Genomic DNA, 23422 nt, shown 5'->3' with positions numbered 1-23422 from the left:
CTACGCCTTCTGACTTTGCGCTTTGGTCGTGATGATCACGCCGATGGTGATGATCACCGCGCCGGCCCAGGTCAAAAGCTGGTAGTGCTCGCCGAGAAAGATCGTGCCGGCAAACAGGCCGACGGCCGCGGCGACATAGCCGATCTGGCTGAGATAGACCGGGCCGCCCACGGCCTGCAGCCGGAAAAAGAAGGCAAACATCGCCGAGGCCGAGGCGACCTGCGCCACAACGACCAACGGCACGGCACTCAGCGGGGCAAAAGCGCCGACGCCGAATAGGGCGAGAATGCCGACCAGCAGCAGCGTTGCCGAAGCCAGATGGCTTCCGACGGCAAGCTCGATCGGGCCGGTGCCTTCCGGCCAGTCGACGGTGCGATAAATGTTGCCGGCGGCGAGGCTGACCGGGATCAGCAGCCCGATCACCACCCAGAAGAAATCGGCCGGCTGGCCGGCCTCGCCGCGCGTCACCGCCACCATGACCGCGCCGACGAAGCCGACGGCGATGCCAATGATACCGAGCATATTGGGCCGCCGGACGCCAAGCAGGATCGAGAACACCAGCGTGATGACCGGCGACAGCGTGAACATGATGCCGGTGTAGCCGGCCCCGAGATGCGGGATGGCCGAGAACATCAGCAGATTGGGCGCGGCGTAGGACACTGCCGCGGTGATGGAGAAATAGCGCAGCCTGTGCGGGGTGAGCCGCATGCGCTGGCCGCTGGCGAGCAGCGCGCACAACAGAACGCTGCCGGCGCCGAACGAGATAACGAAGGCCCAGACCATGGCCGGAACGCCGGCAGCTGTCGCCAGCTTGCCGAGCGGCAAGGTGAGGCCGAGCAGGCCGCCGGTGACCACCAGAAGGCCGAGCGCGGAATCCCAGAGAAATTTCATCGGATGGTCCCGTCACTCATTTGCGGCATTTGGCACTTGCGAAATTTGGCACTTGCGGCACTCGGCCAGTCTTGTATCTTCAGGTAAGATAACGAAAAGATTCTTAACGTCAAGATATTTAACGGTGAGACAAATGGATCGCGCGGCGAAAGCGGTCGAGCAGTGGAAACGGGAACGGCCGGACCTGGACGTCTCGCCGATGGCGGTGCTTGGGCGATTGAACGAAGCCTCGTCGCTGGTCGCCCGCGAACGGCTCGCGCCGCTCTTCGCCCGCTTCGGGCTGCAAGCCGGTGAATTCGACGTGCTGGCGACACTGCGCCGGTCCGGCCAGCCTTATGCGCTGACGCCGACCGCTCTCTACGAGGCGACGATGGTGACGTCCGGCGCCATGACCAACCGGCTCGACCGGCTGGAAAAGGCCGGACTGATCGTGCGCGGCCCGCACCCCAACGACCGGCGCGGCATTGTGGTGCAGCTGACCGACAAGGGTCTCGCCTTGATCGATGAGGCCCTGACAGCCCACGTCGCCAACGAACACGAAATCCTCGCCGGCCTGACCGTTGCCGAACGGGAGAAGCTGGCTGAACTGCTTGGAAAGCTGATTGGAAGCATCATCTAGCCCGTCAGCTTGCTGGTTGCCGCGCAAAACGGCGCCGGTGTTGCCAGCGCCGATAAAATACGGCGAGACCGACGAGCCACCTGGGCATGTTGAGGTAGAGAAGAGCATCTCGCAACCCGTCGAGGTCGCGTTCGCTCATTGCCTTGTCTGAGAGATCAAGCATGGCGGCAAGTGTCGCCTCAACTTGTCCAAGCCGATCTGTTCCGGGCCGATCTGTTGCGAGCGACAATTTGGCCGCAAAGGCCATCTCCCGACGCAGGCAAACCCGCTCCACCCGATCTCGCAGCGTTTCTTCATAGCCGATGCTGCGTCGCATCAGCCGCGCATGCGTGGCTTCATGGACGAGCGACGATGCAACGTGTTCGGCTGTCGTCCCCTCATGGATAAGGTAGCGTTCGTCCAGTTCGCAGGCGTGTGAAGAAACTGCCCATTGGCGACCGAAGCTGGAAGGGTTGCGACGAGAACCTGCCTGACATCGCGGAGCAAGCGCTTGTAGCGGATGGGATCGAAATCCCGAATGAGGTGGAGCGCCTCGACGATTTTGTCGGCGCCCTTGTCGCCGATGATCAGTAATCCGTCGATTGTTCGGCTGCCGCTGAACTTGACAACGCCCCGGCGGGCCAACCGGTTGACAACGCCCTTGATTCCGCGTTGCGGCTCATCCGCTTCCAGGTCGCGCAAAGCTCCCTTGGAACTCAGTTGCGGTCCTCCGGAAAGCTCGGGATCGGCATGAACTCCACGCCGTCCTCGGCCAGGCTCTTGGCCTCGTCCAGCGTTGCTTCGCCATAGATGCCGCGCGCGTCGCTTTCACCGAAATGGATCTTGCGCGCTTCCTCGGCGAATTTGTCGCCGACATAATCGGCATTCTCGCGCACCTTCTCGGCCATCGCCTTCAGCTGCGCCAACGCCTGCTTCTGGGCTTCGCCCATGGCCAGCGCGATTGTTTCCTGCTTGCGCGCGGTGGAGACGGCCGGCGCCATCAGCGCCTTTTGCACCTTGTGCGAACCGCAGGTCGGGCAATCGACGAAGCCGCGCTTCTTCTGTGTGTCGAAATCGTCATTGCTGCGAAACCAGCCCTCGAACTCGTGCTCATGCTCGCAGATCAGGGCAAAGCGGATCACGAAGCCGCGCCCCTGAGCCGGGGCGCCTCGGCCGTGCCCGCATTGACGGCAAAATCGCGCGCGTTCTTGAGATTGGGGATTTTTTTGCGCGCGGCCGAAGACTGCGCCGTGTCGATCTCGGCGACGATTACGCCAGGCTCGGCATGCGCCGCCTCGGCGATGATGCGACCCCACGGATCGACGATCAGCGAATGGCCGTAAGTCTCGCGGCCGTCCTCATGCAGGCCGCCCTGGGCCGCGGCAACCACATAGGCGCCGTTCTCGATAGCGCGGGCCCGCAGCAGCACATGCCAGTGCGCCTCGCCGGTCTGGCGGGTGAAGGCGGCAGGCACCGACAAAAGGTCGGCGCCGGCCAACGCCTCGGCACGGAACAGCTGCGGAAAGCGCAGATCGTAGCAGACTGCAAAGCCCAGCCTGGTGCCATCGATCTCGGTGACGACGGCCTCGGTGCCTGGCTCATAGGCTGCGGATTCGCGCCAGCTCTCGCCATTGTCGAGATCGACATCGAACATGTGGATCTTGTCATAGGTCGCAAGCGTGGCGCCGTCGGGGCCAAACAGCAGCGCCCGGTTGGCGAGCTTGCCGTCGGCGCGCAGGATGGCGGTCGAGCCGATATGCAGGAACACGCCGAGTTCGCTGGCGAGCTTGCGCGCGGTCGCCACGACAATGTCCTTGTCTTCCGATGTGAAGGAGGCTGCCCTGGCTTCCTTGTCGCGGATCAGCGCGCCGGTCATTTCCGGGGTCTGGATATAGCTAGCACCCAGGCCTACCGCTTCGCGCACCAACCGTTCCAGATCGACCGCGTTGCGGTCGGGGCTCTCGCCTGAACGCATCTGGATCGCCGCCGCCTTGAAAACACCCATCGTCATGCCCTCTGTGTCGTCGAGCCGTCGGCAAGCAGCCTGTCCAGCTGCCCCCGCGCCTCCAGTTCGTGGAGTTCATCGGAACCGCCGACATGCGTTTCGCCGATGAAAATCTGCGGAAAGGTGGTTCGCCCGTGCGCCCGTGAAACCATCTCCTGGCGCAGTTCCGGCGAAAAGGAAGCGTCATGCTCGGTGTAGGCGACGCCCTTGCGGTCGAGCAGCCGCTTGGCCGCCGCGCAATAGCCGCACATCATACGGGTATAGATCGTCACATCGAGCATCTGTCAGTGCCTTTCCCTGACCTTATATAGTCGCGGACTCATCGGCCCGAAAGTCCCCCGGCAAGACACGCGCGAAGGTCAGCACGTCGACCGCTCCGGCGCCGCCCCTCTTCAGCGCCTTGGCGACCGAGCGCACGGTGGCGCCAGTGGTGTAGACATCGTCGACCAGAAGCACGCGGCGGCCGGCGATCTCGATTTCCGCTTCCGTGGGCACACGGAAGGCGGCGCGCACATTGTCCTCGCGCTCCTGCCGCTCCAGCCCGACCTGCTGGCGCGTGAGCTTGACGCGCCGGATCGCCGATGGCGAGAAAGGCAGCCCGCTGAGCTGCGCGACCGCCCTTGCCAGTTCCGCCGACTGGTTGAACTGCCGCCGAAAGAAGCGCCGCCAGTGCAGCGGCACCGGCACGACGACATCGGCATCCGCGATCAGCTCGGCGCCGGCGCGCAGCATCCAGCGCGCCATCCATGGCGCGAGATCGGTGCGATCCTGGTATTTCAGCCCTTGCACCATCTGGCGGGCGACGCCCGAATAGGCAACGGCCGCCCGCGCCCGCTCGAAAGGCGGCGGATCGGCGATCGCTTCGGCCGACAGGAACCCCTCGCCCATATCGTGGGTGAATGGCGTGCCCATCACCGCGCACCATGGCCGCTCCAAGAGCCTAAGCTTGGGCCAGCAGGCGCCGCATAAAACGCCGGGCTGAGAGACATGCCTGCGGCAGCCGGCGCAGACCGGCGGGAACAGCACCCGCGCCGGCCAGTCCAACATCGCCAGTTTCAACATGGTTTGAGCCAGGCTCTTGATCTCCATCACCGGATCGGCCACGTGCTTTGTCGTCCGCGCCACGATATCACAAGGCGGACAAACAGGGATGTTGCCTTGCAGCCCATTATCGATACAGAGCTCTGGCTGGCACACAAGCGCCGGGCATTGGGCCATCCCGTGGCCGGCGCCGATTTTCTGATGCGGCGGGCAGCGGAAGATCTCGCTGACCGGCTCGGCGCGGTCGAGCGCAAATTCGGCAAGGCCGCCGTGCTGTTTTGCCAGACGCCGGACGCAACGGACGCGGTTGCTGCAAGCGGCAAGGCTGCGGAGATCGTGCGCGTCGAGGCCGACGCGGCATTTCTGGACGGCCGGCCAGGGCTGGTAGCACCGCCGGAGACCGTGCCGTTTCCACCGGAAAGCCTGGACCTCGCCGTATCGCTGCTGTCGTTGCAGGCGATGAACGACATTCCCGGCATGATGGTGCAGATCCGCCGCGCTCTGCGGCCCGACGGGCTTTTCCTTGGCGCCTTTGCCGGCGCCGGCACGCTTTCCGAACTGCGCGAGAGCCTGCTCGCCGCCGAGACCGAGCTTTATGGCGGTGCCAGCCCACGCGTCATTCCGTTCACCGACGTTCGCGACGCCGGCGCGCTGCTGCAGCGCGCCGGCCTGGCGCTGCCGGTGGCCGACGTCGAAACGGTGACCGTGCGCTACGACACTCTCTTCGACCTCACCGCCGATCTCAGGGCGATGGGCGAAACCAGCGCGCTGACCGATCGCAGCCGGCGGCCAGGTGCACGAAAGCTGTTTGCCCGTGCCGCCGAAATCTATGCCGAACGCTTTTCGGACGCCGATGGCCGGATCAGGGCAAGTTTCTCTGTTGTCTGGATGTCTGGCTGGGCGCCGGATGCCTCGCAGCAAAAGCCCTTGAAGCCGGGTTCAGCGAAGGTCTCGCTGAAGACGATACTGGAAAATCCCGGCGGGCGTTGACGCCGCTCCGGATCAGGGCTCGGCGAACGCGTTCGCTAGCTTGCTGTTGGTGTCGCTGAACAGAAACTGGATCGCATTGCTGACCTTGCCGATGCCGCCGACGATGGCAAGCGACAGCACGGCGACGATCAGGCCATATTCAATGGCCGTGGCGCCTGTTTCGTCTTCCAAAAATCGCTGCAACAATGTTTTCATGATCGTCGATCCCTCTTGTCACGACCATACCGCCGACCTGTTAAGAAAGGTTAACGGCACAAGCTTAACAGGCGATGAAACGGGGCCTGCGTTAAGGAAATCAATAAGCTTTTGTTCACCTTCTTCGTCAGCAGTCGCCGCTGCGCCGGCCGTCGGCGCGGATGATGCAGACCGAACTGGGTGAGGGCTGCAGCACGCTTCTGCGCAGCGTATAGGTGGCGCGCGAGCCGACGGAGCCGGTGCTCATCGTGTCCAGGCCGCTTGCAAGAGCATCGCGGCTGGATGATCGCGTCTGTTTGTCGAGGATGGGGACCGCGATCAGGGCAAGCGCCACCGCGGCCGAGCCGAACAGCAGCGTGATGCGCAATACGCTCATACCGGCATTGGCGGCGCGAAAGCTGCGATCCGGCCGGATCGAGTCCCATTCCTTGTCCAGGCTCATGCAATCGCTCCCGGCGAATCCGCTTTGCCGCAATTTTTCACGATGAGATAAATCTTCCATTAACGCTGGCTAAACCAGGCCGGCGAAATGCTCCTACTCACAACAGATCGATGAGGAACTGGATCAGCGGTGCGTCGGCCGGTGGCATCGGGTAGTCGCGCATCTGCTTTGGCCGCACCCATTTCAGCGCCTGCCCCTCTTTCGGCTGCGCGATACCGCGAAAGCGGCGGCAGACGAAGAGCGGCATCAAGAGATGGAAATCATCATAGGAATGGCTGGCGAAGGTAAGCGGCGCCAGGCAGGGTATGTCGGTCTCGATGCCGATCTCTTCCTGCAGCTCGCGGATCAGGCATTGTTCCGGCGTCTCTCCGGGTTCGACCTTGCCGCCGGGAAATTCCCACAGGCCGGCAAGCTGCTTGCCCTCGGGCCGCTGCGCCAAAAGCACGCGGCCATCGGCATCGACCAGCGCGCAGGCGGCGACCAGGAGCAGGCGTTTGCCGGTGAGAACCTGGCTCATGCGCCCGGCGGCCGGCGATAGTGGTAGCGATAGACTTCCTCGAAGCCCAGCGAGCGATAGAGCGCCAGCGCCGGCGCGTTGCCGGCCTCGACCTGCAGCCAGGCTTCCCGCGCGCCGCGCAGCCTGGCCCATTTCAGCGCCGACAGAATCAGGTTGCGGCCATGGCCTTGGTTGCGCACCGACTTGTCGGTGGCGATCTCGAACAGGCCGGCAAGATCGCCGTCATGAACGCAGATCAGCACCGCCAGCGGGTCGGCCTCGTCCTCGAGCGCAAACAGCCCGACCTCCGGCTGAATGGCGCCGATGATTTCCGAAAGACCCGGCCGCAGCGATACATCCGAGCCGCTGACCTTGAGCGATGCGCCAAGAAAGCGGCTGATGTCCTTCAGCGGTATCTGGTCCATGGCCGGGGCCAGTTGTGCGTCCGCCAGCGGCAGCCGCATCACCAGCGATTCGTCGAATGTGCTCCAGCCCTCATTGTCGAGATGCTTAGCCAGGTCCGGACCCGACAGCGGCGAAATGCGGAAGGTCAGCGGCCTGCCATAGGCGTCGAAGCGCCGGCTGGCGCGGCCGATGCGCTCGGCAATGTGCTGGGTGTCGCCTGGATCGAGCGGGTTGACCGAGTTCAGCCGCTTGGCCGGATGACCGGCCGTCAGCCGCACCACCCAGGTGCCGTCATAGTGGACGGCCGCCGCCGGCCAGGCGCGAAAACCCGCCGCCTCGTAGCGGCGCACGATGGCGAGCATGCTTGCCGGATGCCTGGGAGCCAACTCCATCAGCTCCGGTAGTCGCCATTGATGGCGACATATTCCTTGGTGAGGTCGCAGGTCCACACCGTCGCCTTGCCGCGGCCGATGCCGATATCGGCGCGGATGCGGATGTCGTCGCGCTTCATATAGGCCGAGGTCGCTTCCTCGGAGTAGCCGGGATCGCGTTCGCCCTCATACGCCAGCCGGTTGTCGCCGAACCAGATCGACAGAAGGTCGCGGTCGGCCGGCTCGCCGGCCTTGCCGACAGCCATGACGACGCGGCCCCAATTGGCGTCCTCGCCGGCAACCGCCGTCTTGACCAGCGGCGAATTGGCGATCGACAGCGCGATGCGCTTGGCCGAACGCGCCGACTTCGCCCCGGTGACGGTGACTTCGACCTGCTTGCGGGCGCCCTCGCCGTCGCGCACCACTTGCAGCGCCAGCGATTTCAGCACCTTGCCAAGTGCGCGGCGGAAGGCGCCGAGACGCGCGTCCTTGGGATCGCTGATGACAGGCGCGCCGCGCTTGGCGGCGGCACCGGTGGCGAACAACAGCAGCGTGTCGCTGGTCGAGGTGTCGCTGTCGACGGTGACCGCATTGAAGGTCTTGGCCGTACCGCGCGATAACAAATCCTGCAGCACCGGGGCGGCGATCGGCGCGTCGGTGGCGACGAAGGACAGCATCGTCGCCATGTCGGGCGCGATCATGCCGGCGCCCTTGGAAATGCCGTTGATGGTGACGTCGGTGTCGCCGAGCTTGACCGTCGCGGTCGCGACTTTCGGATAGGTGTCCGTGGTCATGATGGCCTTGGCCGCCTCGGTCCACAAATCCGGCTTGCCGTCCTTGACCAGCCCGGCCAGCAAATGGCTGAATTTGGTGGTGTCGAGCGGCTCGCCGATGACGCCGGTGGAGGCGAGGAACACTTCGTCTGGCGTGCAGCCGGCGGCCCTGGCCGCAGCCTCGCCGGTCAATTGGGTGGAGGCGCGGCCCTTCTTGCCGGTGAAGGCGTTGGCGTTGCCGGAATTGACGACCAGCACCCGCGCCTTGCCGGCGCCAAGGTTCTGCCGGCAGAAATCGACCGGCGCCGAGGGGCATTTCGATTTCGTGAACACGCCGGCGACAGCGGTGCCGGCATCGAAGACCATGGCCAGCAGGTCGGTGCGGTTCTTGTACTTGATCCCGGCCTCGGCGGTGGCGATGCGTACGCCTTCAATGGCAGGCATTTTGGGATATTTCTTCGGCGCGAGCGGCGAAATCGTTGCGGACATTGGGGACCTCGGGCGACGGAAAAACGCTGGGGAAGGCCGGTTTGCCCGATACCACGGCCCGGCGCAAGGGCGTTTTCGTCGCTTCGGGCGCCGGTACCAACCCGTGATTAAGCTTGCATTTCAAATCCGTTGGCGTCGGCGCAGCCTCTGGCGTTATGATTAGTGCCATGGGCAGGCTGGTGATCTTGGCGGTGGCGTTTATGGGGCTTTTGCTCCTGAGCGCCGATGCGCAGCCGGAACGGCGCGTGGCGCTGGTCATCGGCAACGGCACCTATGCAGAAGCCGGCACGCTCGCCAATCCGGTCAACGATGCGCTCGACATTGCCGGCAAGCTGCGCTCGATCGGCTTCGACGTCATCGAGGGCAACGATCTCGGCAAACGTGAGCTCGAGCGCAAGATCGGCGAATTTTCCGATGCCCTGCAAGGTGCGGGCGTCGGGCTTTTCTATTACGCCGGCCACGGCCTGCAGGTCGAAGGGCGCAACTACATCGTGCCGGTCGACGCCCGGCTCGACATGCCGGTCAAGCTGCAGCTCGAAGCCGTGCCGATCGACGAAGTCCTCGACATCATGGAACAGCAGACCAAGGTCAGCCTGGTGTTCCTCGACGCCTGCCGCAACAATCCCTTTGCCCGCAGCCTGAGCCGCACTGCCACCACGCGCTCGGCGACGGCGCTTGCTGGCCTGGCGCAGTTCGATTCGACGCGCGGCTCCTTCATCGCTTTCTCGACGGCGCCGGGTGCTGTCGCCATGGACGGCACGGGGCGCAATTCGCCGTTTGCCGCCGCCCTGCTGCGGCACATGGCCGAACCCGGCCAGAGCATCAACGACATGATGATCGCGGTGCGCCGCGACGTGGTTTCCGAAACCCGCGAGGGCCAGCGCCCCTGGGAACAGGGCTCGCTGCTCGAACGGTTTGAGTTTGTGCCTGACGGCGTGGCTGCCGCGCCGCCGCCGGCCGTTGCGCCGGCGCCGTCCAGCCAGGTGGCAGCGCTCGAACGTTCCGTCGGCGACGACAAAACCTCGATCGAGAAATTCCTGCGCGACGACTATCTGGCGCCGGACACAAGGGACATTCGCGACGCGGTCAATCGGGTTTACGGGCCATCCGTCACCATCTTCGGCAAACCCTACGACACCGAGGCGCTGGTGAAGGCGAAAGTCGACTGGTTCGCGCAATGGGCGTCATGGTCGCTCGGCCTTGAACCCGGCAGCCTTCAGGTGAACCCGCATGGCGGGGGTGAAGCGGAAGTGGTCTTCAAAATGAGCTACGACTATGAGCCGAAGGCCAAGTCGACGGCGCATTATACTGGCAAGACACGCGTCACGCTCGAACTCTTCAAAGCAGACGGCGGCTGGCGCGTCGCCTCGGAGACGCTGGCAGCGATGCAATGAATATCAGGCTGTGACGACCGCGCCGCAACCGGCGCCGCTATCTGCTGCTCAACTTAACAAAACCAGCCGTTTCGTTTGATTGCCAGGCCACCTATATTGCCGGCGAAACAGTTGGCGAGGACAGGAATGGCCGAAGATCCGGCGCGCAGATCGATCGGGGCGCGGCGCAATCCCGACAGCGCCGAGGCCATTCTCGAGGCCGCGGAGGCAGTGCTGGTCGAGGCCGGCTATGCCGGCTTCTCCATCGAAGCCGTCGCGCGGCGCGCACGCGCCGGCAAACCCACGATCTATCGCTGGTGGCCGAGCAAGGCAGCCTTGCTGCTGGAGGTCTACAAGCGGCAAAAGCGCGTTGCCGTCCCAGATACCGGCAATCTCGAAGACGATCTCGTCGGTTTCCTTCAAAACCTCTTCTCGCACTGGCGCGACACATCCTCGGGCAGCGTGTTCCGGTCGTTGGTGGCCGAAGCGCAGTCGGATGAAGCGGCGGCCGTGGCCCTGACTGGCTATGCCGATGGACGCCGGTCCCACACCGCCCGGATCATCGAGCGCGCCAAGGCGCGAGGCGAGGTTGCGGCCGATATCAATGCAGCGCTGGTCGCCGACCTTGTGGCTTCCTATGCCTGGAAGCACCTTTTGACCAACCGTCTCGACGACGATGAGGTTACAATCCGTGCCACCGTCCGCTATGTGGTAAACGGCATCTCTCGCAATTGAAAAGGGCGCCAAACGGCGCCCTTTTGCATGCGTTTTCGATGCTGGCCTTACTTTCCGGCTTCCATCGTGTCGACGGCCTTCTTCAGATTGGCGTCGGGGATTTCGACCTTAGCGGCGCCACGCAGCTGCTTGACCAGCGCAAAGTACTTGTCGCGGATGACCGCCTGCTTGGCCTGGTCCTTGACGTCGTCAAACGCCGGCGGCTGCTTGACGCGCTTGTCCTCGAGCTTGATGACGTGCCAGCCGAACTGCGACTGCACCGGCTCCTTGGTGTATTTGCCGATTTCGAGCGCGAAGGCCGCCTTGTCGAACTCCGGCACCATCTGGCCGGGTCCGAACCAGCCGAGATCGCCGCCATTGGTCTTGCCCGAGGGATCGCTGGTGTGCTCGTTGGCGAGCTTCTGGAAATCGGCGCCGCCGTCGAGCTGCTTGATGATCGCCTCGGCTTCTTCCTTCGTCTTCACGAGGATGTGACGGGCATGAACCTCATTGACCGGCGGCGTGCTGGCGATTTCCTGGTCGTAGCGGGCATGCACCTCGGCGTCCGTGACCTTGTCGACGACGCCCTTCTCGACCATCTCGCCATGCAGCGCGCGCTGCTGCAGGAACGCCATGCGGCGCTGGAATTCGGGATCCTTGTCGAGCCCGGTGGCGACTGCCTGGGCGGCCATGACGCGGATCTCGATGGCCGCCGAAAGGGCGGCGGCGCGGCGCTGCTCGGGCGGCAACTGTGCGAACTGCTGCGACAACTCACCCTCGGCAAGCCCAAGGTCCGCCTCGGTCAGCGTCTCGCCGTTGACGGTGGCGACGACCGCGTTGGGATCGACGGGGGCGGCCGCCGGCGCTGCGGCATCGGCCGGGGCGGGAGCGGCTTCCTGGGCCATCAGCGGAGACAGCGACAGGGCCGACAGGCCGAAGGCCAGGCCAAGGCTGGCGAGCGACGCACGGCGAAACAGTAAGGACATCAAGATTAACTCCAAGGGGGATTGGTCGGGCTTGCAGATCAGCCGGATTGTGGCGGAATTTGGCGCTGCCCATAGGGCTAACGCGGCGTTGACATCAGTTGAGCCCCCTCTTATCTGTCCAACGACTTTGCGTCCAGAACCGTTTTCCGGGCGCTTTTTGCGTTTGTCCGCGTTTCACGCGGAATTGATGGGGCCGGCCGGCGCTCATCTCAAGATTGAGAATTCTATCGAAAGGACCATTGGATGGTCAGTCTCGGCGGTCTCGCCCGTAAGGTTTTCGGCTCCTCCAACGATCGTCGCGTCAAGTCGACCCGGCCTCGCGTCGAGGCGATCAACGCCATGGAAAACGAGATGCGGGCGCTGTCCGATGCCGAGCTTCAGGCTCGCACGGAGAAATTCCGCCAGGACATCGCCAACGGCGCTACGCTCGATGACCTGCTCGTGCCGGCCTTCGCCACCGCCCGCGAGGCGTCTCGCCGCGTGCTCGGCATGCGCCCGTTCGACGTGCAGCTGATCGGCGGCATGGTGCTGCACAATGGCGGCATCTCCGAGATGCGCACCGGCGAAGGCAAGACGCTGGTCGCCACCCTGCCCGTCTATCTCAACGCGCTCGCCGGCAAGGGTGTCCATGTCGTCACCGTCAACGACTACCTCGCCACGCGCGACTCCGAATGGATGGGCCGCGTCTACAAATTCCTCGGCCTCTCGGTCGGCGTCATCGTCCATGGCCTGTCCGACGAGGAGCGCCGCGTCGCCTACGCGTCCGACGTCACCTACGCCACCAACAACGAGCTCGGCTTCGACTATCTGCGCGACAACATGAAATATGAGCGCGCCCAGATGGTTCAGCGCGGCCACAATTACGCGATCGTCGACGAAGTCGATTCCATCCTGGTCGACGAGGCGCGCACGCCGCTGATCATTTCCGGTCCGCTCGAGGACCGTTCGGAAATGTACAACACCATCGACGCCTTCATGCTGCAGCTCAGCCCGGCCGACTACGAGATCGACGAGAAGCAGAAGACCTCGATCTTCACCGAGGAAGGCACCGAGAAGCTGGAAAACCTGCTGCGCGCGGCCGGCCTGCTGAAGGGCGAGTCGCTCTATGACGTCGAGAACGTCGCCATCGTTCACCACGTCAACAACGCGCTGAAGGCGCACCGGCTGTTCCAGAAGGACAAGGACTACATCGTCCGTAACGACGAGATCGTCATCATCGACGAGTTCACCGGCCGCATGATGCCGGGACGCCGCTATTCGGAAGGCCTGCACCAGGCGCTAGAAGCCAAGGAGCATGTGGCGATCCAGCCGGAAAACCAGACGCTGGCCTCCGTCACCTTCCAGAACTACTTCCGCCTCTACAAGAAGCTGTCCGGCATGACCGGCACGGCGCTGACCGAGGCCGAGGAGTTCGGCAACATTTACGGCCTCGAAGTCACCGAGATTCCGACCAATCTGCCTGTCGTCCGCCTGGACGAGGACGACGAGGTCTACCGGACGGTCGAGGAGAAGTACAAGGCGATCGTCAAGGAGATCAAGGAAGCGCGCGCCAAGGGTCAGCCGACGCTGGTCGGCACCACCTCGATTGAAAAATCGGAGCAGTTGGCCGAGCGCCTGCGCAAGGAAGGGTTCAAGGATTTCGAGGTGCTGAACGCCCGCCACCACGAGCGCGAGGCGGCCATCGTCGCCCAGGCCGGCAAGCCCGGCGCCATCACCATCGCCACCAACATGGCTGGCCGCGGCACCGACATCAAGCTCGGCGGCAACGCCGAGATGCGCATCGAGGACGAACTGGGCGACATGCCCGCAGGCCCCGAGCGCGAGGCGCGCGAAAAGGAAATCAATGCCGATGTCGAGCGTCTGAAGGACAAAGCGCTGGCCGCCGGCGGCCTCTACGTGCTTGCCACCGAGCGCCATGAATCGCGCCGCATCGACAACCAGCTCCGCGGCCGTTCCGGCCGTCAGGGCGACCCCGGCCGCTCGAAATTCTTCCTGTCGCTGCAGGACGATCTGATGCGCATCTTCGGGTCCGAGCGCATGGACGGCATGCTGCAGAAGCTCGGCCTCAAGGAAGACGAGGCGATCATCCATCCGTGGATCAACAAGGCGCTGGAAAAGGCGCAGAAGAAGGTCGAGGCGCGCAACTTCGACATCCGCAAGAACCTGTTGAAATACGACGACGTCTCGAACGACCAGCGCAAGGTGGTGTTCGAGCAGCGCATCGAATTGATGGATGGCGAAGGCCTGTCCGAGACGATCGCCGAGATGCGCGAAGGCGTCATCGAGGAGATCGTCACCAAGAACATCCCCGAAAACGCCTATGCCGAACAGTGGAACGTCGCCGGCCTCAAGGCCGAGGTCGCCGAATTCCTCAATCTCGATCTGCCGGTCGAGGACTGGGTCAGGGAAGAAGGCATTGCCGAGGACGATATCCGCGAGCGCCTGACCGAGGCCGCCGACGCCGCCGCCAAGGAGCGCGCCGAGCGTTTCGGCCCCGACGTGATGAGCTATGTCGAACGTTCGGTGGTGCTGCAGACGCTCGACCATCTGTGGCGCGAGCACATCGTCAACCTCGACCATCTGCGTTCGGTCGTCGGCTTCCGCGGCTACGCCCAGCGCGATCCGTTGCAGGAGTATAAGGGCGAGGCGTTCGAGCTGTTCCAGGCGCTGCTCGGCAATCTGCGGCAGGCAGTCACCGCGCAATTGATGCGCGTCGAACTGGTCCGCCAGGCCGCCGAAGCGCCGCCTCCGGAAGCGCCGGACATGTTCGGCAGCCACATTGACGGCACCACTGGCGAGGACGACTTCCAGGGTGGCGAAACGGCACTTCTGGTCCGCCAGGAGAGCAACGCCATCGTCGCTCCCGAAGACCGCGATCCGAACAACCAGGCGACCTGGGGCAAAGTCGGCCGCAACGAAGCCTGCCCCTGCGGCTCCGGCAAGAAATACAAGCACTGCCACGGCGCGTTCGCGTAAGCGGGCTTGATTCGAAAGGCCGGAGGGACAGCGCCCCCCTCTGTCCTGCCGGACATCTCCCCCTCAAGGGGGGAGATCAGCAGCTTCGGCGGCCTTGTCTTCTTTTCAATGTCGACAATTGCGAAAGCCGCAATGACAGCCAATCTCCCCCCTTGAGGGGGAGATGTCCGGCAGGACAGAGGGGGGCGCGAAGGATCGCGACCTCTCAGTCCAACCTCCGTCAACCCTCACAACAACCCCGAATCGCGCGCCGCCGCCGTCGCTTCGCCGCGCGACACCGCATCCAGTTTTCCCAGCACCGCCGAGACATGGTGATCGACCGTTTTGGGCGAAATCGTCAATTGCTCGGCGATCCGCTTGTTGGACAGGCCGCGTTCGATCAGTTGCAGCACCTGCATCTGGCGCAGGGTGAGGCCGGCCAAATTGGCGCGCGTCGAGCGGCGCGGGCCACGGGCGATGCCGCCAATGCCGTTCTTGCGCATGATGTCGCGCAGGCGCTGGGCAGCTGGCCTTGCCCCCAAGCCGTCAAAGATATCCAGCGCCAGCCGCTGCCCCTCTTCGTCGCCAAGGATGAGCGCCAGTCCGCGCTCGTATGGCGCATTCAATTCGGCCCAAAGTGTCGAAGCCGAACGCCAGTCGCCGGTCAAAAGCAGCCGATATGGTGTCGCCATGTCGGCAGTATCGCCGGCCGGCATATCGGGAGCGAGCAATGCTCGCCACAACGCCAGTTCACCGACATGGGCGCGCGAGCGCACCGGCGTTTCGGCGCGGGTGATCAGCGTTAGCGCCTCTTGCCTGTCGGCCAGCCCCAGCCACGCCTGTTCCGCCATCAGGGCTGCGTAGGAGCTCAGCATCTGCAGGTCTGCACCACTTCCGACGAACCGCGCGATTTCGGCAAACAAGGGCTCGGCCGAGGGATCGCCGCGCCTCAGGCGCAGTTTTGCCAAAGCCAGCAGCGCCGGAAACCGGCCCACGGTCGTTGTCCGCTCATTGTCGATGACCTCGGTCGCCGTCGCGGCGGCCTCGTCCCATTGGCCTTGGCGGAGCTGCACATCGGCCAGCATGCCTCTGAGATAGTCGCGCCAGGTGCCGAGGTCGTTTTCGGTGCAATAGTGGATGCCGCTCTCAAGCACCGGCCGCGCCGCGTCGTAGCTCATCTGGGTGATCTCGAAACAGGCGCGGTTGGTGAAAGCACGCGCGGCATGTTCCTGGAAATTGCCCTGCAGCGCGATTTCGAGGCTTTGGTCGAGGCGCTGGCGCCCGGCGGCCGGATTCAGCCATTGTTCGACGCAACCGACATTGTTGAGAGCATGCGAGGCGATGTCGGGACGGTTCATCCGCTCGGCCAGCGCCGCTGCCTTCTCGCCATAGAACAGCGTGTCCTCCACCCTCTCCGACAGCATCGCCAGGTGTGACAGGTTTGAATAGGCCATGGCGAGTTCCGGACCGGCAGGGGCGGCTTCCAGCATCGCCACCGCCTCGGCGCCGAAGGCGGCGGCCGCTTCGCGGTCATCGCCCATTTCGCTGAGCCGTGAGAGCCATCTCAGGCTGTCGCCTTCCTTCAGCCTGTTGCCGTCAGCCTGATGTAACCGGCGTGCCTGTCCCTGCGCCGCAAGCGCGTCGTCGATCTTGCCGATGAGATGGCACTCGAAGGCATAACTTTCGTAGAGCGCGGCGCGCTCAATCACCGGCAGGCGGTCGGTCTGCCGCAAGGCGATTTCATAGTAGCCGGCGGCATCGCGATGGGCGCCGACACGCGACGCTTCGCGCGCGGCGATCGGCGCAAGTTCGCGCACCGCCGCCAGATTGTGCGCCTCGACCGCGTGATGCACCAGGCGGCCGGTGGAGACGTCGCCATTTTCGAGCAGCGCAGCCAAAGCACGCTGGTTGAATTGCCGCCTGTGCGAGGTCGTCAGCATCATTTCGATGGCACGCCGCGCAATGTCGTGGCGAAAGGCGTAGCCGTCACCGAGATCGTCGAGCAGGCCATTGGCCACACACTCGGCCAGCTGACCGGCGCTGGCGACGCCACACAGGCCCTGCAGTGCCCAGGCGTCGGCGCGGCGCGGAAACACCGACACCGCATCAAGCATCGCCCGGGCGCCAACCGACAGCCGCTCGGCCCGAGCCAGCACAGCGTCACGCACGCTTGCCGGCAGCGCCATTTCGTTTTCGGCGCACAGCAATTCGGTGACAAAGAAGGCATTGCCTGCAGTCGCCCGGTAGATGGCGTCGCCATCGCGTCCGGCCGCGTCGGCAAGCGACAGCACGGCCGCCTCGCTGAGCAGCGGCACGTCGATACGCGCCACACTGCCTGCCGGAATTTCGCCCAGCGCGCGGCGCACGCGCATCTGTCCTTCGCTGCGGTCGGTGCGCGCCGTGAGCAACAGCAGAATCTGGGTGTTGACGATACGCCGGCCGAGGAAGCGCACGAAATCGAGTGTCGCATCGTCGGCCCAGTGCAGGTCTTCGATCACGAGCAGGCTCGGCCCCTTGGCCACGAAGGCGTCCAGCGCATCGGAGAACAGCGGCAGTCTCTGCCCGTGCCGGGCGTCGATCGCGCGCGGCAGCGCCCATTGCGCCTCGCGGGCCAGATCGTAAAGCGGGCCAAGCGGATCGGGGATCGACAGGTCCTCGCAGGCGCTGCGCAACGTCGCCGCGCTCTGTCCGACATGGGCCGCGAACGCCTCGACGAGCGCCGTCTTGCCGGCGCCCGCCTCTCCCGCCAGCACCGCAACGCGGCCATGGCCGCCGATTGCATCGTTAAGCAGGGTCTCCAACTGCTGCAGCTGCGTCTGCCGTTCCAGAAGCATCATTATCATCGTCTCATACGATCGGAGTTTTCCCACCATGGCGGGCCGCTCACGATAGCCCGTGAAGAAAGCGTCGCAATGTGACTTTGCACACATTGCCGTGCCTCTTTCCACAAAGAACGACGCCAACATAGGGAATCGTCCCGCCCAATATGGGGAATCGTTCCGATGCGCGGCCCGGGCCAGCGTGGTCAACGTCCAGCAGCGCTCCGATCGAGCGTGAACCAATGGAAAAGGAAGCCTTCCATGCCTCGCTACCTGATTGAACGCACATTTCCGGACGGCCTCAACATACCGATGACCGACATCGGCGCCACCGCGGTGGGCGGCGTCGTCATGCGCAATGCCGAAAAGGGTGTCACCTGGATCCAGTCCTTCGTCACGCCCGACAAGAAGCGCAGCTTCTGCATCTACGAAGCACCCTCGCCCGAAGCGATCCGCAGCACGGCCCAGAAAAACTCGCTGCCGGTCGACAAGATCACGGAGGTGCGGGTTCTTGACCCTTACTTTTACGTCTGATCACGCAAACGGCTGGAACGGCGATGAGCATCAAGCTGCCTCTCTCGACAATGGTAAACTGTTTGACGGGTTGCCGGGCGGTGAAGCCGCAACTGTCGTGGGAGAGGCCGGACGGCCAACCTCCGTGTTCGGCCGTCTACGGCGGTTCGCGTCGAAGCTGCCTGCGTATCTGTCTGAAAGGCGGCGCTTGCCCCCGGAAGGCGATTATCTGAGGCGCGACATCGGGCTGTCTGAGCGCGAGGTCCCGCAGGAATATTGGCAATTTTACTTTTGGGATCGTTGATTTTGCTCAGTTTTTAACGCGGCGGCAAAAAGCTCGCCAACTGGAACCGCATCGCATGAATCGGGACGGACAAGCCCGTTCCTCAATCCTTGAACCAACGCCGCTGGCGTTTCGGCAGGCCAGATCGGCCGCCGTCGCCCCGAGCGTCAACAAACGAACGGAAGACCATGACCATAACTCTTTGGACGACACGCTTCGCGGCCCTGGCCGCCATCTCGATCGCGGCCGGTGCCGCCGCCCAGGCGCACGACGCCAATCCGCTGGCCGAAAAGGTGCGCGCGGCCAACAGCCGCTTCGAGAATGTGGCAGCTGCCACGGCCGAAGGCTACGCCCCGATCCCTTGCGCCAGCGGCATCACCGGCGGCGCCATGGGCATCCACTATGTCAACGGCGCCTATCTCAAGGACGATGCCGTAGATCTCGCCAAGCCCGAGGCGGTGATGTACGAGCCGATGGCCGACGGCAGCCTGAAGCTGATAGCGGTCGAATACATCACCTCGAAGGGCCCGGCCTCGCTCGAAGGCCAGTTGTTCAACTTCAACAGCGCCCCCAACCGCTACGGCCTCGGCCCGTTCTACGAACTGCATGTCTGGGCCTGGAAACAGAATCCGACGGGCGCCTTCGCCGACATGAACCCGCACGTGTCGTGCGACGCGATGAAGGGGATGTGACCTTCCCCATGTGACACCTCTGGCACCGGACACATTCCGTGCCAGAGCCTGTTCCATCCAGATGGAACCGGGATGGGGCTCTATCTCCTTGTTTGAGCATGATCTCTGGACAAAACGGTTCCCGTTTTGTCCGAGAAAACCGGTTCCACTTTTCGGGATCATGCTCCAGCCTTCCCCCTTGGCGGGGGAGGGGCGAGCGTAACGTCGACCGGCTCCCCAGTCTTCCCCGGCGTTCGCTCGCCTTTTCGTTCTGCCACCGGCTTGACGACTGACGTACCTTGCCCGCGCGGCTGTCCTTGGCCGCTCCGCGCACCCGCACCCGCCCACCCTTTCTTAAGGTGTTTCGGATACACCAAAAGCTTGAAAAGAGGCGGGAAACGGAGAGACATCGGGGTGCGCTTTTCCGCGGCGACGACGGCCGGGCGGTTCTTGCCGCAGCGCTTGGCGCTGCGCATGGGGCCGCTGCTTGGCCGCATCGATGCGGTGCTGTTCACCGCCGACGAGCGCGGCGAAGCCGGGCGCATGTCGCTGATCGCCTTTGCCATCCGCATCGTCAGCGCCGTCATCGCTTTCATCAGCCAGGTGCTGATGGCGCGCTGGATGGGCTCGTTCGAATACGGCATTTTCGTCCTCGTATGGGTGACGATGGTCATCGTCGGCAACCTCGCCTGCCTCGGTTTCCACACCTCGGTCATCCGCTTCATCCCCGAATATCGCGAACGCAACATGCTGGCCGAACTGCGCGGCATCGTCGTCGCCAGCCGCCTGTTCGTTCTGATCGCCTCGACGGCGATCGCCGGACTTGGCGCACTGGGCGTCTGGGTGTGCGCGGACTGGATCGAGAGCTACTATGTGATCCCCTTCATCCTCGGCCTGTTCTGCCTGCCGATGATTGCCATGGGCGACCTGCTGCAAGGCCAGTCGCGGGCCAATTCCTGGGCGCTGTTTGCGCTGTCGCCGACCTATCTGGTGCGGCCGGTGCTGATCCTGGCGCTGATGGCGCTGATGCTGGCAATGGGCTACGCGCCCGACGCTCGGACCGCGATCTTCGCCTCGATCGCCGCCACCTACGCCACCACGCTCGCCCAGCTCATCGGCGTCACCTCGCGCCTGGGCAAGAAGATCCCGGCCGGGCCGATGAAGGTGCATTTCAGCGAATGGTTCATCGTCTCGCTGCCGATCTTCCTGGTCGAGAGCTTCTTCTTCCTGCTCACCAATGCCGACGTGCTGATGGTCGGCGCCTATCTCCAGCCTAACGACGTCGCCGTCTATTTTGCCACCGTCAAGACGCTGGCACTGGTGCATTTCGTCTATTTCTCCGTCAAGGCCGGCGTTGCCCAGCGCTATGCGCAGTTCACCCATGGCGAACCGGAAAAGCTCGCCGCCTTTGCCCGCGAGACCGTGTCGTGGACGTTCTGGCCGTCGCTGCTGATGGCGCTCTTGGTGCTGGCGCTGGGCGAGCCGATGCTGGTGCTGTTCGGCCCCGAATTCACCGCCGGCTATCCGCTGCTGTTTCTGCTGGTGTTCGGCGTCGTGGCGCGCGCCGCCGTCGGCCCTTGCGAAAGCCTTTTGACGATGAGCGGCAACCAGAACATCTGCGCCGCCGTCTACGCCATGACGCTGGCCTTCAACATCGGCCTCAACATAGTGCTCATCCCGCTCTTCGGCCTGTGGGGCGCTGCGATCGCCACCAGCCTTGCCATGGTCTTCGAGGCGAGCGCTCTGTCCTTCACCGTGTGGCGCAAGCTTGGTATCGTCATGCTGATCTTCGTTCCCGCAGCCAAGGGAGCCGCCTGATGGCAGCCATCCCACTGATCGAGGAAACCAGCGGCGGTCCGGCCGGCGCCATGGTGTCGGGCCTTGCCGGCCTGGCGCGCGATTCCGATCCGGCGCATCTCGAGGTCCTCGCCAACAACCGGCCGCTGCGCAAGCTGGCGATCTATCCGGCCTCGGCCGGCTTCGACCTGGTCGAGGAGCTCGACTATCTGTGCACCCGCACGATCGAGCCAAACGTCTTCTTCAACCCACGCTTCCTGGCGCCGGCCATGCCCCGGCTGGAGGATCGCGAGGTCAAGCTGGCGGTGATCCGCGATGGCGACGAATACCGCAACCGGCTGCGCCTGCTGGTGCCGTTCTCGGTCGAACGGCCGGCCGTGCCGCTCGGCGTTCCGGTGATGCGCACCTGGTCAAGCCCGTTCGGCCCGATGGGCACGCCGCTGGTTGACCACGACGACCCCATCGGCGTCGTCGAGGATTTTTTCGGCATGCTGTCGCGGCCGCACCTGAAACTGCCGAAAGTCTTCGTGTTGCCCGACATGAGGCTCGACGGCCCGGTGGCCAGCGTGCTTGCCACCGTTGCCGAGACGCGCGGCCTGACCATGGTCACCACCGGCAAGGCGGACCGGCCGGTGCTCGAAAGTACGCTCGACGGCGAGGCCTATCTGAAGGCATCGCTGCGCGCGCATCACTATCGCGAATTCCGTCGCCTGAAGCGGCGCCTGGGCGATCTCGGCAAACTGGAACACATCGTGGCGCGCGGCCCCGACGAAATCCGCTACGCCATCGAAAGTTTCCTGACGCTGGAAGCCGCCGGCTGGAAGGGCCGCGAGCGCACCGCCATGGCCATCGACCGCTACCGCGCCGCCTTTGCCCGCGAGGCCGTGCATCGACTGGCCGAACACGATATGTGCCGCATCCATTCGCTGACGCTGGACGGCCGCACCATCGCCTGCCTGGTCGTCTTCGTCGAGGCCGGCGTCGCCTATACCTGGAAGACCGCCTATGACGAGACGCTGGCGACCTATTCGCCGGGCACGCTGTTGATGATCGAGGTGACCAACCAGCATCTCGACGACCCGAACGTCATGATGACCGATTCCTGCGCCGTGCCCGACCATCCGGTAATGAGCCGGCTGTGGAGCGAGCGCAAACCGATGGGCTCGCTGGTGATCGGGCTGACGCCGGATGCCGATCGCCTCGCCCGCCAGGCCGCCTCGCAGTTGCATCTCTACCGCGAGACCCGCAACATGGCCCGCCTGCTGCGCAACCGCATGAAGAGTTTGTTGGGGCGACGCTGAGCCGTGCACCCCGCGGGAGCCTTGAGAAAAGCCACTGGAACAGCGGCAAAACCCAAGCTATGGGTCGCGGCGGCAATTTCGGCCGGCCTTCACGACAAGCCATATTGATGATCAGATCCTTTTTGCGTCACACCGGTACCCGTGCGGCCTTCCTGCTGCTTGCGCTGCTGCCTGTCCGGTCCTGGGCCGATAGCTGTCCCGAGGATTGCAGCGAGCCCGCGCCGCCCATCAACATCTACAGCCACACCGGCGCCGGCCATCTCAGCCCGGCTACGCTGGGTGCATTGCCGCGCGTCTATGTGCCAAACCGCTCCTCCAACAGCGTCACGGTGATCGACACCATGACCCTCAAGGAAGTCGACAGGTTCTCCGTCGGCAGCAAACCGCAGCACGTCGTACCGTCGTGGGACCTGAAGACGCTCTGGGTCGCCAACAATGGCACCGGCAAGAACGGCAGCCTGACGCCGGTCGACCCGATGACCGGCAAGCCCGGCCCACAGATCGCCGTGGAAGATCCCTACAATTTGTATTTCATGCCGGATGGCAGCGCGGCCATCGTCGTCGACGAAGCCCTGGAGCGGCTCGATTTCCGCGATCCTCAAACCATGGCGCTGAAGTCGAGCCTGCCGACGCCCAACTGCCCCGGCATCAACCACGCCGATTTCTCGGTCGACGGCGCCTATGTGATCTTCACCTGCGAATACGGCAACGGCGGAGTGACCAAGATCGACCTGAAGAACCAGAAGGTGCTTGGCCATCTCGACTTCTCGAAAATGGGCATGCCGCAGGACATCCGGCTCTCGCCCGACGGCAAGGTCTTCTACATCGCCGACATGATGAATGACGGTGTGTTCCTAGTCGATGGCGACAGTTTCAAGGAGATCGGCTTTATCCCGACCGGCATCGGCGCCCATGGCTTCGTCGTCAGCCGCGACGGCAAGCGGCTTTACGTCTCGAATCGCGGCTCGCACAAGATGGAGCAGGGCAAGGCAAAGGGACCTGGCAGCGTGACGGTGATCGACTTCGCCACCCGCGCGGTCGTCGCGCAATGGCCGATCCCCGGCGGCGGCAGCCCCGACATGGGCAATGTCAGCGCCGACGGCAAACAACTATGGCTGTCCGGCCGCTTCGACAGTGCCGCCTACATGATCGACACGACATCGGGCGCCGTCACCAAATTTCGGGTCGGAGCAGAGCCGCATGGTCTGACGGTGTGGCCGCAGCCGGGACGGTATTCGCAGGGCCATACCGGGAATATGCGGTAGCGTTGCGCCAAGAAATGCAGCGGAACAGTCCGATCAGCAAGCGTCGCCT

25 protein-coding genes are annotated in these 23422 nt (G+C 64.2%); 11 read left to right on the top strand and 14 right to left on the bottom strand.

Features of this window, described 5'->3' with window-relative positions; genetic code table 11:
- Positions 1-891, bottom strand: coding sequence for a DMT family transporter (locus AC1D1B_RS29360; protein ID WP_477336748.1), 891 nt, complete (start codon positions 889-891; stop codon positions 1-3).
- Positions 892-1024: 133 nt separating this feature from the next.
- On the opposite strand from AC1D1B_RS29360, the gene AC1D1B_RS29355 reads away from it, so the two are divergent.
- On the top strand, positions 1025-1510 hold the full coding sequence (locus AC1D1B_RS29355) for a MarR family winged helix-turn-helix transcriptional regulator (protein WP_477336746.1): 486 nt from the start codon (positions 1025-1027) through the stop codon (positions 1508-1510).
- A 4-nt stretch (positions 1511-1514) separates the two neighbouring features.
- On the opposite strand, the gene AC1D1B_RS29350 is transcribed toward AC1D1B_RS29355, so the two are convergent.
- Genes AC1D1B_RS29350 through AC1D1B_RS29325 form a run of 6 tightly spaced genes read right to left on the bottom strand, consistent with a single transcriptional unit; the run spans position 1515 to position 4583 of the window.
- Positions 1515-1826 (bottom strand): hypothetical protein, encoded by a 312-nt coding sequence (locus AC1D1B_RS29350; RefSeq protein WP_477336744.1) that lies wholly within the window; start codon positions 1824-1826, stop codon positions 1515-1517.
- Complete coding sequence (locus AC1D1B_RS29345) at positions 1826-2191, bottom strand: hypothetical protein (RefSeq protein WP_477336742.1); 366 nt, start codon at positions 2189-2191, stop codon at positions 1826-1828. Before AC1D1B_RS29345 ends, AC1D1B_RS29350 begins: the two co-directional genes overlap by 1 nt.
- Before the next feature lie 14 nt (positions 2192-2205).
- On the bottom strand, positions 2206-2631 hold the full coding sequence (locus AC1D1B_RS29340; RefSeq protein ID WP_477336740.1) for a DUF1178 family protein: 426 nt from the start codon (positions 2629-2631) through the stop codon (positions 2206-2208).
- Positions 2628-3494, bottom strand: coding sequence for a carbon-nitrogen hydrolase family protein (locus AC1D1B_RS29335; RefSeq protein WP_477336790.1), 867 nt, complete (start codon positions 3492-3494; stop codon positions 2628-2630). The genes AC1D1B_RS29340 and AC1D1B_RS29335 overlap by 4 nt, the downstream gene beginning before the upstream one ends.
- A gap of 2 nt (positions 3495-3496) precedes the next feature.
- Positions 3497-3775, bottom strand: coding sequence for a glutaredoxin 3 (grxC, locus tag AC1D1B_RS29330; RefSeq protein WP_477336738.1), 279 nt, complete (start codon positions 3773-3775; stop codon positions 3497-3499).
- A 22-nt stretch (positions 3776-3797) separates the two neighbouring features.
- Complete coding sequence (locus AC1D1B_RS29325; RefSeq protein WP_477336788.1) at positions 3798-4583, bottom strand: ComF family protein; 786 nt, start codon at positions 4581-4583, stop codon at positions 3798-3800.
- A gap of 69 nt (positions 4584-4652) precedes the next feature.
- On the opposite strand from AC1D1B_RS29325, the gene AC1D1B_RS29320 reads away from it, so the two are divergent.
- Positions 4653-5525: a class I SAM-dependent methyltransferase gene (locus tag AC1D1B_RS29320; protein WP_477336736.1), complete on the top strand. Its 873-nt coding sequence runs from the start codon at positions 4653-4655 to the stop codon at positions 5523-5525.
- 12 nt (positions 5526-5537) lie between these two features.
- Here the strand turns inward: AC1D1B_RS29320 and AC1D1B_RS29315 are convergent, their stop codons facing one another.
- The 5 genes from AC1D1B_RS29315 to argJ all read right to left on the bottom strand — a co-directional run bounded on the left by AC1D1B_RS29315 (position 5538) and on the right by argJ (position 8696).
- A complete protein-coding gene (locus AC1D1B_RS29315) occupies positions 5538-5720 on the bottom strand; it encodes a Flp family type IVb pilin (RefSeq protein WP_477336734.1) in 183 nt (60 codons plus the stop codon).
- 127 nt (positions 5721-5847) lie between these two features.
- Entirely contained in the window at positions 5848-6162 is a 315-nt protein-coding gene (locus AC1D1B_RS29310) for a hypothetical protein (protein ID WP_477336732.1), read from the bottom strand.
- Between the two features lie 97 nt (positions 6163-6259).
- Positions 6260-6679 (bottom strand): 8-oxo-dGTP diphosphatase MutT, encoded by a 420-nt coding sequence (gene mutT / locus AC1D1B_RS29305; RefSeq protein WP_477336730.1) that lies wholly within the window; start codon positions 6677-6679, stop codon positions 6260-6262.
- Positions 6676-7425 carry a GNAT family N-acetyltransferase gene (locus tag AC1D1B_RS29300; RefSeq protein ID WP_477336786.1) on the bottom strand — a complete coding sequence of 250 codons (750 nt, stop codon included), beginning with the start codon at positions 7423-7425 and terminating at the stop codon, positions 6676-6678. The genes mutT and AC1D1B_RS29300 overlap by 4 nt, the downstream gene beginning before the upstream one ends.
- A 29-nt stretch (positions 7426-7454) precedes the next feature.
- Positions 7455-8696, bottom strand: coding sequence for a bifunctional glutamate N-acetyltransferase/amino-acid acetyltransferase ArgJ (gene argJ, locus AC1D1B_RS29295; protein ID WP_477336728.1), 1242 nt, complete (start codon positions 8694-8696; stop codon positions 7455-7457).
- Between the two features lie 167 nt (positions 8697-8863).
- On the opposite strand from argJ, the gene AC1D1B_RS29290 reads away from it, so the two are divergent.
- Positions 8864-10090 carry a caspase family protein gene (locus AC1D1B_RS29290; protein ID WP_477336726.1) on the top strand — a complete coding sequence of 409 codons (1227 nt, stop codon included), beginning with the start codon at positions 8864-8866 and terminating at the stop codon, positions 10088-10090.
- A gap of 126 nt (positions 10091-10216) precedes the next feature.
- Positions 10217-10804 (top strand): TetR/AcrR family transcriptional regulator, encoded by a 588-nt coding sequence (locus AC1D1B_RS29285; protein WP_477336724.1) that lies wholly within the window; start codon positions 10217-10219, stop codon positions 10802-10804.
- Between the two features lie 47 nt (positions 10805-10851).
- On the opposite strand, the gene AC1D1B_RS29280 is transcribed toward AC1D1B_RS29285, so the two are convergent.
- Positions 10852-11769: a peptidylprolyl isomerase gene (locus tag AC1D1B_RS29280; protein ID WP_477336722.1), complete on the bottom strand. Its 918-nt coding sequence runs from the start codon at positions 11767-11769 to the stop codon at positions 10852-10854.
- A gap of 243 nt (positions 11770-12012) precedes the next feature.
- On the opposite strand from AC1D1B_RS29280, the gene secA reads away from it, so the two are divergent.
- Positions 12013-14745, top strand: coding sequence for a preprotein translocase subunit SecA (gene secA / locus AC1D1B_RS29275; protein WP_477336720.1), 2733 nt, complete (start codon positions 12013-12015; stop codon positions 14743-14745).
- A 227-nt stretch (positions 14746-14972) separates the two neighbouring features.
- Here the strand turns inward: secA and AC1D1B_RS29270 are convergent, their stop codons facing one another.
- A complete protein-coding gene (locus AC1D1B_RS29270) occupies positions 14973-17561 on the bottom strand; it encodes an ATP-binding protein (protein ID WP_477336718.1) in 2589 nt (862 codons plus the stop codon).
- A gap of 243 nt (positions 17562-17804) precedes the next feature.
- Between AC1D1B_RS29270 and AC1D1B_RS29265 the strand changes: the two genes are divergently transcribed.
- The 6 genes from AC1D1B_RS29265 to AC1D1B_RS29240 all read left to right on the top strand — a co-directional run bounded on the left by AC1D1B_RS29265 (position 17805) and on the right by AC1D1B_RS29240 (position 23373).
- Entirely contained in the window at positions 17805-18077 is a 273-nt protein-coding gene (locus AC1D1B_RS29265; protein ID WP_477336716.1) for a DUF4242 domain-containing protein, read from the top strand.
- Positions 18055-18360, top strand: coding sequence for a hypothetical protein (locus AC1D1B_RS29260; protein WP_477336714.1), 306 nt, complete (start codon positions 18055-18057; stop codon positions 18358-18360). The genes AC1D1B_RS29265 and AC1D1B_RS29260 overlap by 23 nt, the downstream gene beginning before the upstream one ends.
- 167 nt (positions 18361-18527) lie before the next feature.
- Positions 18528-19031 (top strand): hypothetical protein, encoded by a 504-nt coding sequence (locus AC1D1B_RS29255; protein ID WP_477267917.1) that lies wholly within the window; start codon positions 18528-18530, stop codon positions 19029-19031.
- A gap of 393 nt (positions 19032-19424) precedes the next feature.
- The gene (locus tag AC1D1B_RS29250) at positions 19425-20828 is read left to right on the top strand and encodes a lipopolysaccharide biosynthesis protein (RefSeq protein WP_477336712.1); all 1404 of its coding nucleotides are present in this window, start codon (positions 19425-19427) and stop codon (positions 20826-20828) included.
- Positions 20828-22108: a GNAT family N-acetyltransferase gene (locus tag AC1D1B_RS29245; protein WP_477336710.1), complete on the top strand. Its 1281-nt coding sequence runs from the start codon at positions 20828-20830 to the stop codon at positions 22106-22108. The genes AC1D1B_RS29250 and AC1D1B_RS29245 overlap by 1 nt, the downstream gene beginning before the upstream one ends.
- 107 nt (positions 22109-22215) lie before the next feature.
- A complete protein-coding gene (locus AC1D1B_RS29240) occupies positions 22216-23373 on the top strand; it encodes a YncE family protein (RefSeq protein ID WP_477336708.1) in 1158 nt (385 codons plus the stop codon).
- The last annotated feature ends 49 nt before the right edge of the window (positions 23374-23422 follow it).

The sequence above is a fragment of the Mesorhizobium sp. P2_C5_2 genome, assembly GCF_056404535.1.
This window is presented reverse-complemented; position numbering and strand designations above follow the sequence as displayed.

Excerpts from the sequence above, each read along its gene's own strand:
- AC1D1B_RS29350 (WP_477336744.1), bottom strand. The coding sequence starts at position 1,826 with ATGCGACGCAGCATCGGCTATGAAGAAACGCTGCGAGATCGGGTGGAG.
- secA (WP_477336720.1), top strand. The coding sequence starts at position 12,013 with ATGGTCAGTCTCGGCGGTCTCGCCCGTAAGGTTTTCGGCTCCTCCAAC.
- AC1D1B_RS29240 (WP_477336708.1), top strand. The coding sequence starts at position 22,216 with ATGATCAGATCCTTTTTGCGTCACACCGGTACCCGTGCGGCCTTCCTG.
- AC1D1B_RS29280 (WP_477336722.1), bottom strand. The coding sequence starts at position 11,769 with ATGTCCTTACTGTTTCGCCGTGCGTCGCTCGCCAGCCTTGGCCTGGCC.
- AC1D1B_RS29335 (WP_477336790.1), bottom strand. The coding sequence starts at position 3,494 with ATGGGTGTTTTCAAGGCGGCGGCGATCCAGATGCGTTCAGGCGAGAGC.
- AC1D1B_RS29355 (WP_477336746.1), top strand. The coding sequence starts at position 1,025 with ATGGATCGCGCGGCGAAAGCGGTCGAGCAGTGGAAACGGGAACGGCCG.
- AC1D1B_RS29265 (WP_477336716.1), top strand. The coding sequence starts at position 17,805 with ATGCCTCGCTACCTGATTGAACGCACATTTCCGGACGGCCTCAACATA.
- AC1D1B_RS29325 (WP_477336788.1), bottom strand. The coding sequence starts at position 4,583 with ATGGAGATCAAGAGCCTGGCTCAAACCATGTTGAAACTGGCGATGTTG.
- AC1D1B_RS29360 (WP_477336748.1), bottom strand. The coding sequence starts at position 891 with ATGAAATTTCTCTGGGATTCCGCGCTCGGCCTTCTGGTGGTCACCGGC.
- AC1D1B_RS29270 (WP_477336718.1), bottom strand. The coding sequence starts at position 17,561 with ATGATGCTTCTGGAACGGCAGACGCAGCTGCAGCAGTTGGAGACCCTG.
- AC1D1B_RS29315 (WP_477336734.1), bottom strand. The coding sequence starts at position 5,720 with ATGAAAACATTGTTGCAGCGATTTTTGGAAGACGAAACAGGCGCCACG.
- argJ (WP_477336728.1), bottom strand. The coding sequence starts at position 8,696 with ATGTCCGCAACGATTTCGCCGCTCGCGCCGAAGAAATATCCCAAAATG.
- grxC (WP_477336738.1), bottom strand. The coding sequence starts at position 3,775 with ATGCTCGATGTGACGATCTATACCCGTATGATGTGCGGCTATTGCGCG.
- AC1D1B_RS29245 (WP_477336710.1), top strand. The coding sequence starts at position 20,828 with ATGGCAGCCATCCCACTGATCGAGGAAACCAGCGGCGGTCCGGCCGGC.
- mutT (WP_477336730.1), bottom strand. The coding sequence starts at position 6,679 with ATGAGCCAGGTTCTCACCGGCAAACGCCTGCTCCTGGTCGCCGCCTGC.
- AC1D1B_RS29300 (WP_477336786.1), bottom strand. The coding sequence starts at position 7,425 with ATGCTCGCCATCGTGCGCCGCTACGAGGCGGCGGGTTTTCGCGCCTGG.
- AC1D1B_RS29310 (WP_477336732.1), bottom strand. The coding sequence starts at position 6,162 with ATGAGCCTGGACAAGGAATGGGACTCGATCCGGCCGGATCGCAGCTTT.
- AC1D1B_RS29255 (WP_477267917.1), top strand. The coding sequence starts at position 18,528 with ATGACCATAACTCTTTGGACGACACGCTTCGCGGCCCTGGCCGCCATC.
- AC1D1B_RS29285 (WP_477336724.1), top strand. The coding sequence starts at position 10,217 with ATGGCCGAAGATCCGGCGCGCAGATCGATCGGGGCGCGGCGCAATCCC.
- AC1D1B_RS29290 (WP_477336726.1), top strand. The coding sequence starts at position 8,864 with ATGGGCAGGCTGGTGATCTTGGCGGTGGCGTTTATGGGGCTTTTGCTC.